The organism is Micromonospora sp. NPDC004551 (genome assembly GCF_040609975.1).
Classification (GTDB): Bacteria; Actinomycetota; Actinomycetes; order Mycobacteriales; family Micromonosporaceae; genus Micromonospora.
Window position 1 is genome coordinate 74,312 of record NZ_JBEXLM010000002.1, and the last position, 19,336, is coordinate 93,647.

17 protein-coding genes are annotated in these 19,336 nt (G+C 75.2%); 10 read left to right on the plus strand and 7 right to left on the minus strand.

What is annotated here, in order from left to right:
* Positions 1–18 precede the first annotated feature (18 nt).
* From ABZW14_RS04355 to ABZW14_RS04370, 4 genes are all read left to right on the plus strand, one after another.
* Entirely contained in the window at positions 19–1,422 is a 1,404-nt protein-coding gene (locus tag ABZW14_RS04355) for an NYN domain-containing protein (protein ID WP_355339620.1), read from the plus strand.
* 135 nt (positions 1,423–1,557) lie between these two features.
* Positions 1,558–1,770 carry a hypothetical protein gene (locus ABZW14_RS04360; protein WP_355339623.1) on the plus strand — a complete coding sequence of 71 codons (213 nt, stop codon included), beginning with the start codon at positions 1,558–1,560 and terminating at the stop codon, positions 1,768–1,770.
* A 106-nt stretch (positions 1,771–1,876) separates the two neighbouring features.
* Positions 1,877–3,136, plus strand: coding sequence for a M48 family metallopeptidase (locus ABZW14_RS04365; protein WP_355339626.1), 1,260 nt, complete (start codon positions 1,877–1,879; stop codon positions 3,134–3,136).
* Positions 3,133–4,257: a glycosyltransferase family 4 protein gene (locus ABZW14_RS04370; RefSeq protein WP_355339629.1), complete on the plus strand. Its 1,125-nt coding sequence runs from the start codon at positions 3,133–3,135 to the stop codon at positions 4,255–4,257. The genes ABZW14_RS04365 and ABZW14_RS04370 overlap by 4 nt, the downstream gene beginning before the upstream one ends.
* A 60-nt stretch (positions 4,258–4,317) precedes the next feature.
* Here ABZW14_RS04370 and ABZW14_RS04375 read toward each other — a convergent pair whose 3' ends face one another.
* The 5 genes from ABZW14_RS04375 to ABZW14_RS04395 all read right to left on the minus strand — a co-directional run bounded on the left by ABZW14_RS04375 (position 4,318) and on the right by ABZW14_RS04395 (position 11,305).
* Entirely contained in the window at positions 4,318–6,006 is a 1,689-nt protein-coding gene (locus ABZW14_RS04375; protein ID WP_355340173.1) for a bifunctional diguanylate cyclase/phosphodiesterase, read from the minus strand.
* A gap of 88 nt (positions 6,007–6,094) precedes the next feature.
* A complete protein-coding gene (locus tag ABZW14_RS04380) occupies positions 6,095–6,907 on the minus strand; it encodes an SAM-dependent methyltransferase (protein WP_355339632.1) in 813 nt (270 codons plus the stop codon).
* A 210-nt stretch (positions 6,908–7,117) separates the two neighbouring features.
* Complete coding sequence (locus ABZW14_RS04385) at positions 7,118–7,786, minus strand: response regulator transcription factor (RefSeq protein WP_007072219.1); 669 nt, start codon at positions 7,784–7,786, stop codon at positions 7,118–7,120.
* Positions 7,787–7,793: 7 nt separating this feature from the next.
* The gene (locus ABZW14_RS04390; RefSeq protein ID WP_355339635.1) at positions 7,794–9,485 is read right to left on the minus strand and encodes a GAF domain-containing sensor histidine kinase; all 1,692 of its coding nucleotides are present in this window, start codon (positions 9,483–9,485) and stop codon (positions 7,794–7,796) included.
* 14 nt (positions 9,486–9,499) lie between these two features.
* A complete protein-coding gene (locus ABZW14_RS04395; protein WP_355339638.1) occupies positions 9,500–11,305 on the minus strand; it encodes an AMP-dependent synthetase/ligase in 1,806 nt (601 codons plus the stop codon).
* 187 nt (positions 11,306–11,492) lie between these two features.
* On the opposite strand from ABZW14_RS04395, the gene ABZW14_RS04400 reads away from it, so the two are divergent.
* The 6 genes from ABZW14_RS04400 to ABZW14_RS04425 all read left to right on the plus strand — a co-directional run bounded on the left by ABZW14_RS04400 (position 11,493) and on the right by ABZW14_RS04425 (position 16,699).
* Positions 11,493–11,948: an SRPBCC family protein gene (locus ABZW14_RS04400; protein WP_355339641.1), complete on the plus strand. Its 456-nt coding sequence runs from the start codon at positions 11,493–11,495 to the stop codon at positions 11,946–11,948.
* 38 nt (positions 11,949–11,986) lie between these two features.
* Complete coding sequence (locus tag ABZW14_RS04405; protein ID WP_355339644.1) at positions 11,987–12,646, plus strand: hypothetical protein; 660 nt, start codon at positions 11,987–11,989, stop codon at positions 12,644–12,646.
* Between the two features lie 62 nt (positions 12,647–12,708).
* Positions 12,709–13,665: an ROK family glucokinase gene (locus ABZW14_RS04410; RefSeq protein WP_355339647.1), complete on the plus strand. Its 957-nt coding sequence runs from the start codon at positions 12,709–12,711 to the stop codon at positions 13,663–13,665.
* Position 13,666: 1 nt separating this feature from the next.
* On the plus strand, positions 13,667–14,368 hold the full coding sequence (locus ABZW14_RS04415; RefSeq protein WP_355339650.1) for an endonuclease/exonuclease/phosphatase family protein: 702 nt from the start codon (positions 13,667–13,669) through the stop codon (positions 14,366–14,368).
* Between the two features lie 106 nt (positions 14,369–14,474).
* Positions 14,475–15,878, plus strand: a complete 1,404-nt coding sequence (locus ABZW14_RS04420; protein ID WP_355339654.1) for an NAD(P)-binding domain-containing protein — start codon at positions 14,475–14,477, stop codon at positions 15,876–15,878.
* Positions 15,875–16,699, plus strand: coding sequence for an alpha/beta fold hydrolase (locus ABZW14_RS04425; protein ID WP_355339657.1), 825 nt, complete (start codon positions 15,875–15,877; stop codon positions 16,697–16,699). The genes ABZW14_RS04420 and ABZW14_RS04425 overlap by 4 nt, the downstream gene beginning before the upstream one ends.
* Before the next feature lie 8 nt (positions 16,700–16,707).
* Here the strand turns inward: ABZW14_RS04425 and ABZW14_RS04430 are convergent, their stop codons facing one another.
* The gene (locus ABZW14_RS04430) at positions 16,708–18,126 is read right to left on the minus strand and encodes a trehalose-6-phosphate synthase (protein ID WP_355339660.1); all 1,419 of its coding nucleotides are present in this window, start codon (positions 18,124–18,126) and stop codon (positions 16,708–16,710) included.
* Positions 18,127–18,296: 170 nt separating this feature from the next.
* The gene (locus ABZW14_RS04435; protein WP_355339663.1) at positions 18,297–19,142 is read right to left on the minus strand and encodes a DUF308 domain-containing protein; all 846 of its coding nucleotides are present in this window, start codon (positions 19,140–19,142) and stop codon (positions 18,297–18,299) included.
* Positions 19,143–19,336 lie beyond the last annotated feature (194 nt).

A 19,336-nucleotide genomic window follows, 5' to 3' on the forward strand; every position in this document is an offset into this window, starting at 1 on the left:
GGGTGGGAGACTTGCCACATGCCCCTCACCGAGCCGCACGACGACCGTTCCTCCGCGGAGGAGCCGGTGGTCGGCGCGCGCGACGCCGGTGAGACCCCGGACGGCCCGGCCGCCGAGCCCGAGCCCGTCCTGCCCGAGCCGGTCCGGCAGCGGATCGTGGCGCTCACCGCCGCGGTGCTGCCCGGCCTGGCCGCCGACGAGGTGCCCGTGCCGCTGCGCAGGGTGGCCAAGTTCGCCCCCAACCGGCGCGCCCGGCTCGGCGCCCCCGCCATCGCCGCCCAGCTCACCGCCGATCCGCTGTTCCGGCAGCGGGTCACCTCGCGGGTCCTCGCCGACGCCGGCGACCTGGGCGCGGCCGTCGTGGAGGGGACCGCCCCGGCGGCGGCCGACCCGGTCGAGGTGGCCGCGCTGGCCTACCTGGCCCGGCCCCGGGGCTGGCGGGAGCTGATCGAGGCCAGTGGCGCCGCGGTGCGCGCCGAGGCGGACAGCGCGGTGGTCGCCGAGCTGGTCCGCGAGGCCGAGCAGCGGGCCACCCGCGCCGAGCACGACCGGGCGGTGGCCCGGGTCGAGGCGGAGAAGCTGCGCGACGAGCTCGCGCGCGTCCGCGAGGAGCTGGGCCAGCTCCGCGAGGAGGCCCGGCAGCTCACCCGTACCCTCCGGGAGACCCAGGCCCGGGAGCGCAAGGCCACCGAGATGCTGGCCACCGAGCGCGGCCGGGCGGCCCGCGCGGCCGCCGACGCCGACGCCGAGCTGCGCCGCGCCCGGGCCCGGCTGGCCGAGGCCGAGGCCGCGGCCGGGGTGGCCCGGGTCAGCGCCAAGGAGGCCCGCTCGGTCGACGAGGCGAGGCTGTGGCTGCTGCTGGAGACGATCGGGCAGGCCGCCGTCGGGCTCCGCCGCGAGCTGGCGCTGGACCCGGTGGAGAAGCTGCCCGCCGACTTCGTCGCCGACGCGTTCGCCGACCAGTCCGCGGCCACCCCGGCCGGTGCCGCGGCCCGCGCCCGGGACACCGACGACCCCGCCCGCCTCGACCAGCTGCTCGCCCTGCCCAGGGCGCACCTGGTGGTGGACGGCTACAACGTCACCAAGCGGGGCTTCGGCGAGATGTCGCTGGAACAGCAGCGCAAGCGGCTCATCACCGGGCTGGGCGGGATCGCCGCGCAGACCGGGGACGAGGTCACCGTGGTCTTCGACGGCGCCGAGCGGATCCACGGGCTGCCGCCCGCGCCCCGCGGGGTGCGGGTGCTCTTCTCCCGCAAGGGGGAGACGGCGGACGAGCTGATCCGCCGCCTCGTCCGCGCCGAGCCGGCCGGGCGGCCGGTGGTGGTGGTCTCCTCCGACCGCGAGGTCGCCGACGGGGTACGCCGGCACGGCGCCTACCCGCTCGGCGCCGACTCGCTGCTGCGGCGGCTCGCCCGGTCCTGACGCCGGATGATCGGGTTCGGGGTGGGTGCTGCCTCGTTGTCCGGTTCTGTCACACCCTCGGCCTAGCCTCGTGGTGACCGACGGTGGTGGGCTCCTATCCGGTCCGCCACCGGCGACGCGCGTCAGGAGGCGTTGATGCTCATCGACTGCGACACCTGCGGGATCCGCGGCGCCGGGTGCTCCGGCTGCCTGGTGACCGCACTGCTCGACACCGGCGCCGCGGCGGCCGACCTGGGCCCTGCCGAGCACCGGGCGATCGAGGTGTTCGCCCGGGCCGGCTTCGACGTGCAGGTGCTGCCCGCCCCGCCCGCTCCCCGGCGCCCGGCCCGCCGCCGCCGGGTCGCCTGATCCCGCCCGGCCGCCACGGCCACCGCGCCGCGCACGGGCCTTAGGATGAGCGCTCACGGCGGGAGGGGAGCGGCATGAGGCGAGCACGGCGCGACGGGGCGGGGCGGTGACCCCGCGCGGCTGGGCGGTGCTGGCCCTGGCCGGGCTGGCCGTCGCGCTTCTCGTCGCCGGGGCGCTGCTGGTCCCGTGGAGCCGGCCGCCGGCACCCCGGGCCGACCAGCTCGCGGCGTTGCGCGCGCTCCCGGTCGACCAGGTGGCCCGGGGCCGGGCGTTCCACGGCGCGCTGCGCCCGGCCGGCTGGTCGGCGCTCGTCGTCGGCCTCGTGGTGGCCCTGCTGCTCGGGCTCACCCCGATCGGCGGCCGCCTGGTCGAGCTGGCGGGCCGGCCCTTCGGCGGGCACTGGGCCGCCCAGGCGGTGCTCGGCGGGCTGGCCGTGATGTTCCTGGCCGACGTGCTCACGCTGCCCTTCGCCGCCTGGCGGCAGACCGTGCTGACCCGCTACGGGCTGAGCACCCAGGGCTGGGGCGGCTGGGCCGTCGACCTGCTCAAGTCGTACGCGGTCAGCGCGGTCATCGGCGCGCTCGTGCTGCTCGGCTTCTACGCGGTGGTCCGGCTCGCCCCGCGCTGGTGGTGGGCGTTCGGCGCGGCCGGGGCCGCCGTGCTGGTGGTGCTGCTGTCGTTCGTGCTGCCGGTGCTGGTCGAGCCGGTGTTCAACCGGTTCACGCCCATGGAGCCCGGCCCGCTGCGCACCGAGCTGACCAGCCTGGCGGCCCGGGACGGGGTGCCCGTGCGCGACGTGCTGGTCGCCGACGCCTCGCGGCGCACCCGGGCGGTCAACGCGTACGTCTCGGGGCTGGGGCCGACCCGGCGGGTGGTGGTCTACGACACCCTGCTGCGCGAGGCGGACCCGGCGGAGGTCACCAGCGTGGTCGCCCACGAGCTGGGCCACGCCCGGGACCGGGACGTCTGGACCGGCACGCTCATGGGGGCGCTGGGCGCCGCCGCCGCGGTGGTGGCCCTCTACCTGATCGGGTCCTGGGCGCCGCTGCTGCGGCTGGCCGGCGTCGACTCGATCGCGCAACCGAGGGCGTTCCCGCTGCTGATCGCGCTGATCACGGTGGCCGGCCTGGTGGCCACACCGGTGCAGGCGCTGGTCTCCCGGCGGGTGGAGGCCCGGGCCGACGCGCACGCGCTGGCGCTCACCGGCGACCCGGGCACCTTCGAGGCGATGCAGCGCCGGCTGGCCGGGGTGAACCTGGCCGACCCCGACCCGCCCCGCTGGGAATACCTCTGGTCGGCGTCGCACCCGTCCACCGTGGAGCGGATGGCCGCCGCCCGCGCCTACGCCAGGGAGTCCGGCGGATGAGCCGCACCTTGCTGATCACTAACGACTTCCCGCCGCGCCCCGGCGGCATCCAGTCGTTCGTGCACAACCTGGCGGTGCGCCAGCCTCCGGGCTCGGTGGTGGTCTACGCGTCGAGCTGGCGGGGAGCGGCGAAGTTCGACGCCGACCAGCCCTTCGAGGTGGTCCGGGAGCGGACCAAGGTGCTGCTGCCCACCCCGCTGGTGGCCCGCCGGGCGGCGCGGCTGGCCCGGGCGTACGACTGCGACACCGTGTGGTTCGGCGCGGCGGCCCCGCTGGGGCTGCTCGCGGCGGGGCTGCGCCGGCGGGCCGGGATCCGCCGGGCGGTGGCGCTCACCCACGGGCACGAGGCCGGCTGGGCCACGCTGCCGGGCGCCCGGGCCGCGCTGCGCCGGATCGGCCGGGGGGTGGACGTCACCACCTACCTCGGCGAGTACACGCGGGTCCGGCTGGCCCGGGTGCTCGACGGGGTGACCGACCTGCGCCGGCTCGCCCCGGGCGTCGACGTGGACACCTACCACCCCGGCGTCGACGGCGAGCGGGTGCGGCTGCGGCTGGGGCTGGCCGACCGTCCGGTCGTGGTCTGTGTCTCGCGCCTGGTCCCGCGCAAGGGCCAGGACATGCTCATCCGGGCGATGCCGGAGATCCGCCGCCGGGTGCCGGACGCCGCGCTGCTGGTCGTCGGTGGCGGCCCCTACCGGGCGACGCTGGAGAAGCTGGCCCGGCAGACCGGGGTGGAACGCGACGTCGCGTTCACCGGCTCGGTGCCCTCGGCCGAGCTGCCCGCCCACTACGCCGCCGGCGACGTCTACGCGATGCCCTGCCGGACCCGCAACCGGGGCCTGGACGTCGAAGGCCTGGGGATCGTCTACCTGGAGGCCAGCGCGACCGGGCTGCCGGTGGTGGCCGGTGACTCCGGCGGCGCGCCGGACGCGGTGCGCGAGGGCGAGACGGGCTACGTGGTCCGTGGCCGGGACGTGGCCCAGCTCGCCGACCGGGTGGCCACGCTGCTGGCCGACCGCGACCTGGCCCGCCAGCTCGGCGCGGCCGGCCGGGCCTGGGTGGAGCGGGAGTGGCGCTGGGAGACCCAGGCCGAGCGGATGGCCGCCCTGCTCGCCGGCTGACCCGAGGGCAACGGCGCCGGCACGGCTGCGCGGGCGACGGTGCCGGCGCGGTCGCGCGGCCTAGGAGGCGGTGTCGGTGAGGGCGGGGGAGCGGTGCAGGTGCGCCTCCGCCGGCCCGGGCCGGCCGAAGTGCCAGCCCTGCCCGGCGTCGCAGCCGATCGCGCGCAGCCGGTCCGCCTGGTCGGCCGTCTCCACCCCCTCGGCCGTGACCGTCAGCCCGAGGGCGTGCGCCAGCGACACCAGCGAGGCGAGGATGCGCTCGTCGGTGCGGCTGCCCGGGTCGTCGGCCGGTGCGCGCAGACCCGCCACGAACTCGCCGGCCACCTTCAGCTCGCTCACCGGCAGGTCCCGCAGGTACGCCAGGTTGCAGTAGCCGGTGCCGAAGTCGTCGATGGCCACCCGGACGCCGAGGTCGGCCAGTACCCGCAGGGCGCGGACCGGATCCGTCACGGTGCTCATCATGGTGCTCTCGGTGACCTCCAGCTGCAGCCGCTCGGCCGGCAGGCCGGTGCGCCCCAGCACGCCCTGCACCTCCTGCACGAGCCCGGGCCGGTGCAGCTGGCGGACGGCGAGGTTGACGCTGACGAACGGCGCGCCGGCCGGTCCGGCCGCCCAGGTGCCCGCCTCGCGGCACGCCTCGGCCAACACCCAGCTGCCGAGCCGCACGATCAGGCCGGTCTCCTCGGCCAGTGGGATGAAGCTGTCCGGGCGGAGCACACCCAGCTCCGGGTGGCGCCAGCGGACCAGCGCCTCCATGCCGACCACCCGGCCGTCGCGCAGCCCGGTCAGTGGCTGGTAGTCGAGATAGAACTCGCCCCGGTCCAGCGCGGCGGGGATCGCCGCGGCGAGGGCGTACCGGGCCAGGTCCCGGCGGTTGCGGTCGGCGTCGAAGAGCGACCAGCGGGCGCCGCCGGCCGCCTTGGCCCAGTGCAGGGTGCTGTCCGCCGCGCGCATCAGCTCCATCGGCGAGGTGCCGGCCACCGGCCGCTCCACGATGCCGATGCTGGCCGACACGGTCAGCTCGTGCCCGTCGACCAGCGCCGGCTCGCTCACCGCCGCCAGGGCCGCCTCGGCCACCTTCACCACGTCCTCGGTGCAGCCGGTGCGCTCGATCAGGATGACGAACTCGTCGCCGCCCAGCCGGGCCACCAGGTGCTCGCCCAGCACCCGGCGCAGCCGCCGCGCCACCGCCACCAGCAGCGAGTCGCCGACCTGGTGACCGAGGGAGTCGTTGACCACCTTGAACCGGTCCAGGTCGAGGAAGCAGACTCCGATCCGGTCGGCGCCCCGCCCGCGCGCGGTGATGGCGGCGGTGAGCCGTTCGGTGAACAGCGTGCGGTTGGGCAGGTCGGTCAGCGGGTCGTGGGTGGCCTGGTGGCGGAACCGGGCCTCGCTCTCCCGCAGCGCCCGTTCGGCCTGCGCCCGCGCCATCATGGCGGCCCGCCGGATGGCCTCCTGCTCGTCCAGGGTGCGGTCGCGCAGGGCGCGGGCGTAGCCGGTGGCGACCGTGGCCAGCAGCCGGGCCATCCGGTCCTCGACGTCGTCGACCGCCAGGTCGAGATCCCGGACGAGGCGGAGCTGGATCACCTCGATGGTGCGGCCCAGCCCCTCGGCGGAGGCGATGTGCGACTGCACCAGCTCGGCACCGACCTGCTGGCCGATCCGCAGGTCGAACGGGTCGGCGCGCAGGGCCAGCGCGAGCCGCTCGGTGAGCCGCTGGAGCAGCGCCTCCAGCTGGGCCTGGGTCATCGGCAGGTAGCTCGTTCCGGAGACCGCCTTGGCCCAGGCCCGGGCGAAGGCGCCGGGGCGGGAGCGGGTGGTGGCGGTGGCCCGCTCGTCACCCACCGAGCCGCCCGACGCCGCCCATGAAGACCGCCTGCTCCGCGTTCTCCGCCTGTTCCGGGGTGTCCGGCCGCCACTGCGGCACCCAGACCACACCCGGGTCGACCAGCTCGAAGCCGGCGAACAGCGCGGTCAGCTCGGCCCGGCTGCGGATGAAGAGCTGGTTGTCGGTGCGCCGGTAGACCCGCTCGGCCTCGGCCCGCTCGCCGGTGCCGGCCCGGCCGTCGTCGCTGGCCTGCGACATGACCAGGAAGCTGCCGGGGGCCAGTGCCTCGCGCAGCGTCCGCAGGCACTCCTCCGGGCGGTCCGCGTCGGGGATGAAGTGCAGCACCGCCACGATCATCACGGCGACCGGCTGGGAGAGGTCGAGCAGCCGGAGCACGTCGGGATGCCGGAGGATCGCCTCCGGCCGACGCAGGTCCTCCTGCACCACCGCGGCCCGCTCGTTGCCGGCCAGGATCTCCTGGCTGTGCGCCACCGCGACCGGGTCGACGTCGACGTAGACCACCCGGGACTCCGGGTCGATCCGCTGGGCGATCTCGTGCACGTTGCCGACGGTCGGGATGCCGGAGCCGATGTCGAGGAACTGGCGGATCCCGGAGTCGGCCAGGAACTGCACCGCCCGGCGGAGGAAGGCCCGGTTGGCCTGGGCCATCAGCGGGGCCTCCGGCACCGCCTCGACCATGGCCCGGGCGGCGGCCCGGTCGGCCGCGAAGTTGTGGGAGCCGCCGAGGTAGTAGTCGTACATGCGGGCCACACTGGGGCGCTCGATGTCGATGGTCTCGGGTGCCCAGTCCGGCCGCTGCATGCGCTTGCCCCTTTGTGTCGGCGACGCGCGGGGGTCACCGCCGCGCGGATCACCCGGGTATTCTGCCCGTCCGCCGTCGCGGTGCAAAGACCGCCGTCGCTCCGCGTCCGGTCCCTCACCGTACGCGGTCGGGGGATGCCCGGAATGCCGGAGAGGCCCGCGTCCGGGGTGCGGACGGGACCTCTCCGGCGTCGAGTTGGCGGGACGCCGTCAGAACTTCGGCGCGTCCGGGGCCTCGAGCAGCCCCAGCCGCAGCGCGGTCATCAGCGCCTGGGCGCGGTTGGCGGCGCCGAGCTTCTCGTAGAGCTTCGAGATGTGCGTCTTGGCGGTCGACTCGCTCACGAACAGCTGCTTGGCGATGCCGGCGACGCTCATGCCGTCGGCGAGCAGCCGCAGCACCTGGCCCTCACGCGGGGAGAGCTGCGGGCCGGACGGGGCCAGCCGGCGCTTCATCGCCTCGGCCAGGTCGGCCGCGGTGAACGCGCTGGGGGAGGAGGCGGCGTGCCGGGCGGCGGCCACCACCTCGTCGGCCGGGGCGGTCTTCGGCACGAACGCGCTCGCTCCCGCCTCCAGGGCGCCGAAGAGCTGGTCGTCGCCGGCGTACATGGTGAGCACGACGATGCCCATCGACGCGCTGGACTTGCGCAGGGCGCGGGTGGCCTCCAGGCCGCTGCCGTCGGGCAGCCGCAGGTCCATGATCACTACGTCCGGCTGGAGCGCGCCGGCCTGGCGCACGCCCTCCGCGGCCGTGGCGGCCTCGCCCACGACCTCGAACTGCCGGTCCCGCTCGAAGGCGTGCCGCAGACCCTTGCGGATCAGGTCGTGATCGTCGACAAGGAGAACCTTGGTCCGGGTGGCCGGTGTCGGGCTGGTGGTCATCCTCGGGTTACTCCCCTTCTGCTGCTGCGCTGCCGCGCACCTTATCGCGCCGGGGCGAGGAGCCGAGTACCACCGCCACGGTCGTGCCGCTGGGTTGACGCGGCCTGATCTCCAACCGGCCCCGGATACGTTCCGCCCTCTCGGCCATGATCGCAAGACCGTAGTGCCCGTCGGGGCGCTGGTCACCGATGCCGTGACCGTCATCCGACACTTCAATCTGCGCGTACGGGGGGTCCACCTCACAGGTGACCCACAGATTCGCCGCCCCGGCGTGCTTGCGCGCGTTGGTCACCGCCTCCTGCGCGATGCGCAGCAACTCGGCCTCGGTCGCGGCGGGCAGCCGGGCGGTGGACTCGTCCAGGGACAGGTGCACCCGCAGCCCGCCGGAGGCGCCGACCGTGCGGGCGTACTCGGCGATGGCGGCGGCCAGGCCGCCGTGCCGGTCCACCTCGCTGCGCAGCTCGAACAGGCTCAGCCGCAGCTCGGTGATCACCCGGGTGACCTCCTGGCGCAGGGTGCGCAGCGAGTCGGCGGTCTCCTCGGCGTCGTCGTGCACGGTGGCCAGGGCGTTGTCGATGCCGTACCCGACCATCACCAGCTCCTGGGCGACCCCGTCGTGGATCTCCCGGGCCAGCCGCTGCCGTTCCTCGTTGGTGGCGAGCGAGCGCACCTCGTCGAACAGCAGCGCGGCCTCCAGGCGCAGCGCGGCCGGGCCGGTCAGCGCGGTCACCCGGGACACCACCGGCGGCGGGTACGCGTGCGCGGTGTCCGCCTCGACGACCACGAGGCCGACCGTGCGCACCCCGGCGACCAGCGGCACGATCAGCGCCGAGACCTCCCCGGAGGCCCGGGAGCGGGCCTGCGAGCGGGCCGACGTGGTCGGCTGCTGGCTGGCCCAGGCGTCGGCGATGGCCGAGTCCGCGTCGAGCGTCGTCTCCCAGTCCACCCGGTCCGCGCCGATCTGGGCGAGCACCACGAGCCGGCCGCCGCCGCTGGCCGACAGCACCGCGCCCCGGTCGGTCTTCGCCACCACCCGCAGCTCCTCCAGGAGGTGCTCGGAGATGCCGCCCGGGTCCAGGGTGGCGCCGGGGAGCTGGCGGGCGACCGTGCGCAGCTGGGTGAGCAGCCGGGTGGCCTCCGCGTACGGCTGGGGCTTGCCCTCGCCGCGGACCCGCAGCACCCGCTGGAGCATGCCGGCGGTGTAGAGGCCGAGACCGGCCAGGATCAGCCACTGCGCGCAGACCGCCAGGTAGCCGGGCTGGCCGAGCTGCGGCTCACCGCCCACCTCGGTGAAGGCCGCGCTGACCAGCAGCGTGGCCGCCGCGACCGCGAGCAGTGCCGCGCCCTCGCGGAACCGGCGGCGCAGCGCGGTCACGGTGACCGGCACGGCGAGGTACGGCAGCACCGCCGAGGCGCCCAGCCCGCCGGTGACCCCGGCGAGGTCGGTGTCGGCGGCGACCTGGCTGGCGGCCAGCCCGAGCACCACCACCTCGGCGAAGCGGCTGATCGGGGCGAGCAGGCGGTGCTGGGGGGCCAGCACGGCGGGCAGCCCGGCGACGCCGAGCAGGGCGATCCACCACAGCTGGGTGACGTCGCGGGTGGCGAACAGGGTCAGGGCGGCGACCAGCGCGAGGAGGACCACGCGCGCCGCCGCCGCGAGGGGCTGCGTCTGCGGCTGGCTGGGTGTCGAGGCGGGCACGTGACGGATGGTAGTCAGCCCCGGTAGATCTCGGCGATCTCCGCCGCGTACGTCTTGTGCACGACCTGCCGCTTGACCTTGAGCGAGGGGGTCAGCTCACCGGTCGCCTCGGTGAAGTCCTGCGGCAGGATTCGGAACACCTTGATCGCCTCGGCCTTGGAGACCGACTGGTTGGCCTGGTCGATGGCGGTCTGCACCTCGGCGTGCAGCGCCTCGTCCCCGCGCAGGTCGGCCACGCTGGTGCCCTCGGGGCGCCCGTGCGCGGCGAGCCACTTCGGCAGCGCCTCCTCGTCGATTGTGACCAGCGCCGCGATGAACGGCTGCCGGTCGCCGACCACCAGGCACTGGCTGATCAGCGGGTGCGCCCGGACCTGGTCCTCCAGCACCGCCGGGGCGACGTTCTTGCCGCCGGCGGTCACGATGATCTCCTTCTTGCGGCCGGTGATGGAGAGGTAGCCGTCCTCGTCGAGCCGGCCTAGGTCGCCGGTGCGGAACCAGCCGTCGGCGCTGAGCGCCTCGGCGGTGGCCGCCTCGTTGTGCCAGTAGCCCCGGAAGACGATCTCCCCGGAGATCAGCACCTCGCCGTCGTCGTCGATGCGGATGGTGACGCCGGGCAGCGGCCGGCCGACCGTGCCCACCCGGGTGTGCCCGGGCAGGTTCGCCGCGGCGGCCGGCGCGGTCTCGGTGAGCCCGTAGCCCTCGCAGATGGTCACCCCGATGCCGCGGAAGAAGTGCCCGAGCCGGCTGCCGAGCGGGGCGCCGCCGGAGATCGCGTCCCGGCACCGGCCGCCCATGGCCGCCCGCAGCTTGCGGTAGACCAGCTTGTCGAAGACCGCGCGCTGGGCGCGCAGGCCCACGCTCGGCCCGTCGCGGGTCTCCAGTGCCTCGCTGTAGGCGATGGCGACCTTCTCGGCCCGGTCGAAGATCTTGCCCTTCCCGTCGGCCTCGGCCTTCTGCCGGGCGCCGTTGTAGACCTTCTCGAAGACCCGGGGTACGGAGAGCACGAAGGTCGGCTTGAACTCCTGGAGCTCACCGACCAGGTTCTTCGTGTCCGAGCAGTGCGCCATGGTGGCCCGGGCCTGCACGACGCCGACCTGGATGAGCCGGGCGAAGGCGTGCGCCAGCGGCAGGAAGAGCAGGGTGGAGGCGCCCTCGCGGAACAGGTTCGGCAGCACCGGGACGGCGTTGGCGATGTCGGCGTAGATGTTGCGGTGGGTCAGCACGCAGCCCTTGGGGCGGCCGGTGGTGCCGCTCGTGTAGATGATGGTGGCGACGTCGTCGGCCCGCAGCGCGGAGCGGCGTACCTCGACGTCGGCCGGGTCGACCGCCGCGCCGGCGGCGACCAGCTCGTCCACCGCGCCCAGCTCGATCTGCCAGACCTCGCGCAGCTCGGGCAGCCGGTCCCGGACCCCGGCGACCAGGGTGGCGTGCGCGGTGCTCTCCACCACCACGGCGACGGCGCCGGAGTCGGAGAGGATCCAGGCGGCCTGCTCGGCGCTGGACGTCTCGTAGATCGGCACGGTGATCGCGCCGGCGGCCCAGATCGCGTAGTCGAGGAGGGTCCACTCGTAGCGCGTGCGGCTCATCAACCCGACCCGGTCGCCGGGGGAGACCCCGGCCGCGACCAGGCCGCGGGCCACCGCGACCACCTCGTCGCGGAACTGCCGGCAGGTCACGTCGAGCCAGGCGCCGGTCGTGCCCTCGGCGCGCCGGACGAACTGCACGGCGTCGGGGGCGACCTCGGCGTTGTCCCAGACCGGGTCGGTCAGGTTGGCCGCGTCGCCGACGGTGACGATCGGCGGGACGGAGAACTCGCGCACCTGCACTCCCTCGTGCTCGCACTGGCCGGGCCGGCCGTGGTCGGCTTTGTCGAAACCTACCCGCCCGCCCCCGGGGAGCGGGTAGGGAGGTTGCCCGCCCGGCTGGTGGGACACCCCGGGCCGGACGCGCCGCGACCGGCGGGGGTGGAGCGGCGCGCGCCGGTCCGCCGCCGGGTAGCCTCCCCCCATGGCGGACTCCTCCACCCAGTCGATCGTCGTCGGCGCGTCACCGGACCGGGTGGCGGCGGTCATCTGCGACTTCCCCCGCTACCCCGAGTGGGCCGAGGCCGTGCGGCGGGCCGAGGTGATCGAGGAGTACGAGGACGGTTACGCCAGCCAGGTCCGGTTCACCATCGACGCGGGCGTGATGGCCGACGAGTACGTGCTGGCCTACGAGTACGCCGAGGACATCTCCCGGATCGAGTGGCACCTGGTGGCGCCCTCGAAGATGCAGAAGTCGCAGCGCGGGTCGTACGACCTGGCCGGTAACCCGGACGGAACGACCACGGTGACCTACACCCTCGAGGTGGAGCTGTCCGTGGGGATGCTCGGCATGTTTCGCCGCAAGGCCGAGAAAATGATCATGGACGCGGCGTTGAAGCAGCTCAAGCGCCGGGTAGAAGCACTCGGTGCGGCCCACTGACCCGATCGTCGTCCCGGTTGTCACGAAGGAGCCGACCCATGGGCACCACTGATCCGGGTTCGGCCCGGGAAGAGGCCGAGCGCCTCGTCGCCACGCTGCTGGCCACCGCGAAGCTGGCCGCCGCCACGCCGGGCTCCGGTCCCTGGGGCCCGCTGGGCGGGATCCTCTCGGGTGTCCTCGGTCACACGCCGGATGACGCGGGCGCGGGCGGCGGCTCGTCGACCACGCCCGGCGGCGGCGCGGGTTTCGCCACGGGATCGCCGGAATGCTGCGTCTGCCCGGTGTGCCGCGGTATCGCCGCGTTGCGGGACCCGAGTCCCGAATTCGCCGAGCGGCTGGCGACCGGCGCGGGTGACCTGGCCGCCGGTGTGGCCAGCCTGCTGCGGGCGTTCACCCCGGCCGAGCCGGCCCGACCGGGCGGTGCCACGGCGACCGGCGGGTCCGCCGGAACCGCGGCAGGGGACCACGTGTGGCGCGAGGCGACCCGCACCGGGCATGATTCTCAGCCGGCACCCGAGCAGGACGTGTGGTCCGCCGCCACCCGGGGGGAGGGCGCGGCCGAGGCGGGTGCCCCGCCCGCCGACGCCGCCGGGCCGGACGCGCCGGCACCGAGCCGGCCGCCGGCCGGCCGGCCCGTGGTGCCCGCCTCGCGGGCGTCCGGCGAGGTGGGCGAGGACGCAGCAGGCGACGGGGCCTGACCACCGGACATCCCCGGTCGCACGGCCGGTTCGGCCGGGCCCGGGCAGCACAGCAGAGGGGAGTGGCAGCGGTGACGCTGACCATCGGAGTCGACGTCGGTGGCACGAAGGTGGCCGGCGGTGTCGTGGACGACACCGGCAGGGTTCTCGTGCAGGCCCGACGGGACACCCCCGCCGACGACGTGGCCAAGACCCGCGACGTCATCACCGAACTCGTCATCGAGCTGGCCACCGGCCGGACCGTCGACGCGGTCGGCATCGGCGCGGCTGGCTGGATCGACGCCTCCCGCTCCACCGTGCTCTTCGCCCCCAACCTGGCCTGGCGGGACGAGCCATTGCGCGAGTACGTCAGCAACGCCACCGGCCTGCCGGTGATCGTGGAGAACGACGCCAACGTCGCGGCCTGGGCCGAGTTCCGCTACGGCGCGGCCCGGCATGCCGACGACTCGATGGTCATGTTCACCATCGGCACCGGCGTGGGCGGCGGGATCGTGCTCGGCGGCGAACTGGTCCGCGGTGCCCACGGCATCGCGGCCGAGCTGGGGCACATGCTCACCGTGCCGGACGGCCACCAGTGCGGCTGCGGGCGGCTGGGCTGCATCGAGCAGTACGCCAGCGGCAGCGCCCTGGTCCGCTTCGCCCGTGCGGCCGCGCGCCAGGAGCCGCACCGGGCCGTCGCCCTGCTGGAGCTGGCCGGCGGCGAGGCCGAGGGGATCACCGGGCCGATGGTGACCGCCGCCGCGAAGGGCGGCGACCCGGTCTCCGCCGAGGCGTTCGCCCAGGTCGGCCGCTGGCTCGGCACCAGCCTCGCGGACATGGCGCAGATCCTCGACCCGCAGGTGCTGGTGGTCGGCGGGGGCGTGATCGACGCCGGTGACCTGCTGCTCGGCCCGACCCGCCGGTCGTACACCGACGCTCTGGCCCAGCGCAGCCGCCTGCCCGTCGCCGAGGTGCGCCCGGCCGAGCTGGGCAACACCGCCGGCGTCATCGGCGCCGCGGACCTGGCCCGGCGGATCTGACGTGACGGCAGCAGGCGTGCCGCTGCGCGTGGTGTCCTACAACATCCACAGCCAGCGCGACGACACGGCGGCGCTGGCCGAGGTGGTCCGGGCGGCCGAGCCGGACGTGGTGATCGTCCAGGAGGGCCCGCGACGGTTCCGGTGGCGGCAGAAGTGCGCCTCGCTGGCCGACTCGTTCGGGCTGGTCGTCGCGGCCGGTGGCCTGCCGTCGCTCGGTAACCTGCTGCTGACCAGCCTGCGCGTCCGCGTGACGGCCACCCACTGCCAGCGCTACCCGCTGACCCCGGGGCGGCACCTGCGCGGTGCCGCGTACGCCGAGTGCCTCGTGGGCGGCACCCGGTTCCTGCTGGCCGGCTCCCACCTTTCCACCGATCCGGTGGAACGGCCCGCCCAGGCCGCCGCGTTCAAGCGGGAACTGGCCGCCGCGACACTGCCCGTGGTGGCCGGCGCCGACCTGAACGAGGGGCCGGACGGCGCGGCCTGGCGGACCGTCGCGGAGGGACTGACCGACGCGGCGGTCGCCATGGACCGCGCCGACCGGCACACCTACTCCTGCGCGGACCCCCGCCGGCGCATCGACGCGCTCTTCGTCGACGCGCGGATCACGGTGGTCGACTACGACGTGGTGGACACCCCGCGGACCCGGCAGGCCAGCGACCACTTCCCGGTCCTGGTCGACCTGCTGCTGCCCGCCGCGGACTGAGCCCGCGCCCGTCTCCGGCCGGTCCGCAGGGCTGGACAACGGCGGGCATTGTCGGCAGGATTTCGCACCGACCCGGCACTCGTGCCGCACAAAAGGAGATTCCCCGGTGTCCTCCTCCACCGACCTCGGCCGTCCCGACCCGGACCCGGCGGTCGCCCCGGCCCCGGACGGCCGCCCGGTCTCCGACCGGGGCGACACCGTCTGCGTCATCGGCGCCGGGGCCAGCGGCCTGACGGCCGTCAAGAACCTCCGCGAGGCCGGCTTCGGCGTGGACTGCTACGAGCGGGAGACCGGTGTCGGCGGGGCGTGGAACTGGCGGCACGACCGCAGCCCGGTGTACGCCAGCACGCACCTCATCTCGTCCCGTCCGTTCACCCAGTTCCCCGACTTCCCGATGCCGGACGACTGGCCGGACTACCCGCACCACGCCCAGCTGCTGTCCTACTTCGAGCGCTACGCCGACCACTTCGACCTGCGCCAGCACGTCTGGTTCGGCACCGAGGTGGTCCGGGTGGAGCCGGTCGAGGGGGACCGCTGGGACGTCACGACCCGCAGCACCGGCGGCTACGGCCCGGAGCGCACCTCCCGCTACGCGGCAGTGGTGCTGGCCAACGGTCACAACTGGTCGCCGAAGCTGCCCCGCTACGAGGGGCTGGAGCAGTTCCGGGGCGAGGTTATGCACGCCTCGTCCTACAAGGACCCGGCCCAGCTGCGTGGCAAGCGGGTGCTGGTGGTCGGGGCCGGCAACACCGGCTGTGACATCGCGGTCGAGGCCGCCCAGCAGGCGTCCCGTTGCTGGCACTCCACCCGCCGCGGCTACTGGTACGCCCCGAAGTACGTCTTCGGCCGCCCCGCCGACCAGGTCAACGACACCCTGCTCGCGCTGCGGGTGCCCCTGCGCGTGCGGCAGTGGCTCTACCACTGGACGCTGCGGCTGACCGTCGGCGATCTGACCCGGTTCGGCCTGCCCCGGCCCGACCACCGGGTCTACGAGACGCACCCCATCGCCAACAGCCAGCTCGTCTACTACGTGGGCCACGGCGAGGTCACCCCGGTGCCGGACGTCGCCCGGTTCGGTGACCGCACCGTCGAGCTGGCCGACGGCCGCGAGATCGACCCCGAGCTGGTCGTCTTCGCCACCGGCTACCTGCCGCGCTTCGAGTTCCTGGAGGGCCGCGTGCTCGGCGACGCGGACGGCTCGGGCCGGCCCCGGCTCTGGCTCAACGCGTTCGCCGCCGGCCACCCCACCCTGGCCGTGGTGGGCCTGGTGCAGCCCGACTCCGGCATCTTCCCCATCTCGCACTGGCAGAGCGTGCTCTTCGCCCGGCTGCTCACCCTGCGCACCACCCGCCCGGACCGGGCCGCCGCGTTCGGCCGCAAGGTCGCCGCCGGCCTCGGCGAGCGGTACTCGGGGAAGGTCAAGGACAGCACCCGGCACTGGTTCGAGGTCGGGCACGCCGACTACCTGCGCGCGCTCCAGCGGGCGCTCCACGACCTGGAGGACAAGTGAGCGCGCAGCGGGTGCGGGTCGTCCGGGGCTGGGAGTGGGCCCGTCCGGAGCAGCCGGCCCGCCGCGAGGTCGTCGCCGCGGTGCCCGAGCTGGACCAGGCGAAGCCGCCGCTGCTGTTCGTGCCCGGGTTCGGGCACGGGGCGTGGGCGTTCGCCGAGCACTGGCTGGGCCACGCCGCCGGCCGGGGCTTCCCGGCGTACGCGCTGAGCCTGCGCGGGCACGGCGGCAGCGAGCCGGCGCCGGGGGCGACGCTGCGGTCGTACACCCATGACGTGGTGCAGGTGGCGGCGAGCCTGCCGCGGCAGGCGGTGCTGGTGGGGCACGGCGCCGGCGCCCGGGTCGTCGCCCACGCGCTGGCCCGCTACCCGGCCCGGGCGGCGGTCCTGGTGGCTCCGGTGCTCGGCGGCTGGGGCACCTTCGGCACGGCGCTGCGCCGCAATCCCGTCGGCACGGTGCCCGCGGTGTTCGGCGCCGGCCTGCGGCTGAACCGGCGGCAGCTGTTCAGCCGGGAACTGCCCGACGCCGAGGCCCGCCGGCACGTCGCGCGGCTGGGCCGGGCCAGCCGCCGCGCGCAGTGGCAGTTGCTGACCGGGCGGCAGCCCGAGCCGGCGGTGGGCCGCCCGGCCGTGCTGGTGCTGGGCAGCCCCGACGACCGGGTGGTCCCGCCGGCCGCGCTGACCCGGGCGGCCCGCCGCTACGCCTCGGCCCCGCTGCTGTTTCCCGGCATGGGGCACGACCTGATGCTCGACGCCCGCTGGCGGGAGCCGGTCGACGCGATCCTCGACTGGCTGGAGAAGGATCCGGCGCCGGCCCTCGGCTGAGCGCCGGGTCAGGCGCCCCGGGCACGCCGGGTGACCAGGGCGGTCGTGTCCTCCAGCGCGCTCAGGTAGGACGCCGCCCAGGCGTGGATGTCGTTGCGGCCCAGGTGCTCCCGCATGGCCCGCATCCGGGCCGCGACATCCTCCGGCGCGGCCCGCAGGGCGGCCAGCAGCGCCGCCTTCAGCCCGTCCAGGTCGTGCGGGTTGACCAGGTACGCCTGCGGCAGCTCGGCGGCCGCCCCGGCGAACTCGCTGAGCAGCAGCGCGCCGGTGCCGTCGACCCGGGCGGCCACGTACTCCTTCGCCACCAGGTTCATCCCGTCCCGCAGCGGGGTCACCGCCATCACGTCGGCGACCCGGTAGAGCGCGACCAGCTCGGTGCGGTCGAAGGGCTGGCTGAGGTAGTGGATGGCCGGCTCGCCGACCCGGCCGAACTCGCCGTTGATCCGGCCGACCTGGTGCTCCACCCGGTCGCGCAGGACCTGGTACTGGGCCACCCGGTCCCGGCTGGGCACCACGACCTGCACCAGGACGGTGTCCCGGACCTTGACGTCCCCGCTGGTCAGCAGCTCGTGGTAGGCCTTGAGCCGCTGCTCGATGCCCTTGGTGTAGTCCATCCGGTCGACGCTGAGGATGACGCGCTCCGGGTCGCCGAGGTCCTGGCGCAGCCGCCGGGCGCGGTCGGCGACGTCGGGCCGGGCGGCGAGCGCGGCCATCTCGGCGGTGTCGATGGAGACCGGGAAGGCGCCGATCCGCACCACCCGGTCGCCGACGCCGATCCGCCGGTCGGTGGCGGGCAGGTCGAGCACCTTCGTCGCGAGCTGGGCGAAGTTGTGCGCGGCCTGGGCGCGCTGGAAGCCGATCAGGTCGGCGCCGAGCATCCCGCGCAGCAGCTCGGCCCGGCGCGGGAGCTGCATGAACAGCTCCGGCGGCGGGAACGGCACGTGCAGGAAGAAGCCGATCCGCAGGTCGGGGCGGAGGCCGCGGAGCAGCCCCGGCACGAGCTGGAGGTGGTAGTCCTGCACCCAGACCAGCCCGCCCGGCTCGGCCACCTCGGCGGCGGCCTCGGCGAACCGCTGGTTGACCCGCTGGTACGCCTCCCACCAGCGCCGGTGGTACACGGGCTGCTCGACCGCGTCGTGGTAGAGCGGCCAGAGGGTGGCATTCGCGAAGCCCTCGTAGTGGTCGCGGAAGTCCTCCGCGCTGAGCGGGACGGTGCGCATCCGGACGCCGTCCACGTCGGGCAGGTACGGGGCCGGGCCGGTGCCGCCGGCCCAGCCCACCCAGGTCGCCGGGGTGTGCCGGAGCAGCGGGTGCAGGGCGCTCACCAGGCCGCCGGGGCTGCGGCGCCACTCGAAGGCGCCGTCCGGCGCCACACTGTCGTCGATGGGCAGGCGGTTGGCCACCACCACGAGGGGAGTCTGTCGCATCTCGGGCATTCCGATCAGCAGAGGACCGACCACCGGAGGATGGGCACAACCCGGACAGCCGGTGCGGGAAGTGACGGACAGCGGTATTCCTACTGACCGTAAGTTACACCCCTGTTACGCCACCGGCCCGGGGCGCCTGCCGTCCCGCCATCCGGGCGGCACCCGCCGGGTCAGACGACCGCGCCGTCGTCCGGGTCGTGCTCGTCGGAGTCGCCGGGGCGCAGCCGCCAGATCAGCATCACGAAGCCGGCCAGGATGCCGGTGAAGCCGAGCAGGGTCACCACCGACGGGTCGACCACCGACAGCACGGTGGGCGACAGGAAGAGCAGGAACCCGACCACGATGCAGAGCACGCCGAGCACCGCGTACTTCGAGAAGCGCGGCAGCGGGGGCGGCGGTGGCGGGGTGAAGTGCTCCTCGTCCCCGTCGCCGGGCAGGTCGGCGCCGAAGGTGTCCAGGCCGTCCAGGAGCGAAGGCTCGTCCTGCCGCCCGCGGCTCACCGAGATGCCGGAGACGTCCGCCGCGTAGGGCAGCCGCCGCACGTCGGTGGCCGTGGGGCCGGCGGTCTCCTCGGCCCGGCCCGCGACGCCGCCGCCCGGGGCGGCCGGGTCGACCGGGTCGTCGACGTCCTCCGCGGCCGGCCAGGGGTGGCTCCCCGCGCTCGGCGCGGTGTGGAAACCGGCGACGATCTTCGCCCACTCGGCCTCGATGTCCGGCTCGTCGTCGCGGGCCGGCTCGCGGCCCTCCTCGTCGGTGAGCTGGGTGAGGTAGTCGCGGGCGGTGGTGAGGTGCGAGCGGTCGACGTAGAGCCGGTCGATCGGGCGGGACGGGACGGTGGTGGTGCGCGTCACCGGGTTGAGGTCGGCCGAGGGCTGGAGGTAGGCGGCGATGCCACCGGCGGCGAGCACGTCGAGCAGGTGCTCACCGACGCGCGGATCGACGTCGCCCGCGACCGCGTACTCCGCCGCGTCGAGCCCGTTGTCCCGCCGTCCCCGACGGGGGCCACCCCCTGACACCGGACACCCCCTTCGCCGCACCGTCGTGCCCTGAATCCTGACACGTCGGGACCCGGTTCCGGGAGTGCGTTGTGGCGTGCCGCTCCCTGTTCGTACGCTCTTCCCCGACAGTCCCGCTCGCCGACGGCGCCGCGGGCCCGGTCCCGGCGGCCCCGGCGACCGTGGTCCGTCACCGCTCCCGCCTGGAAGGATCC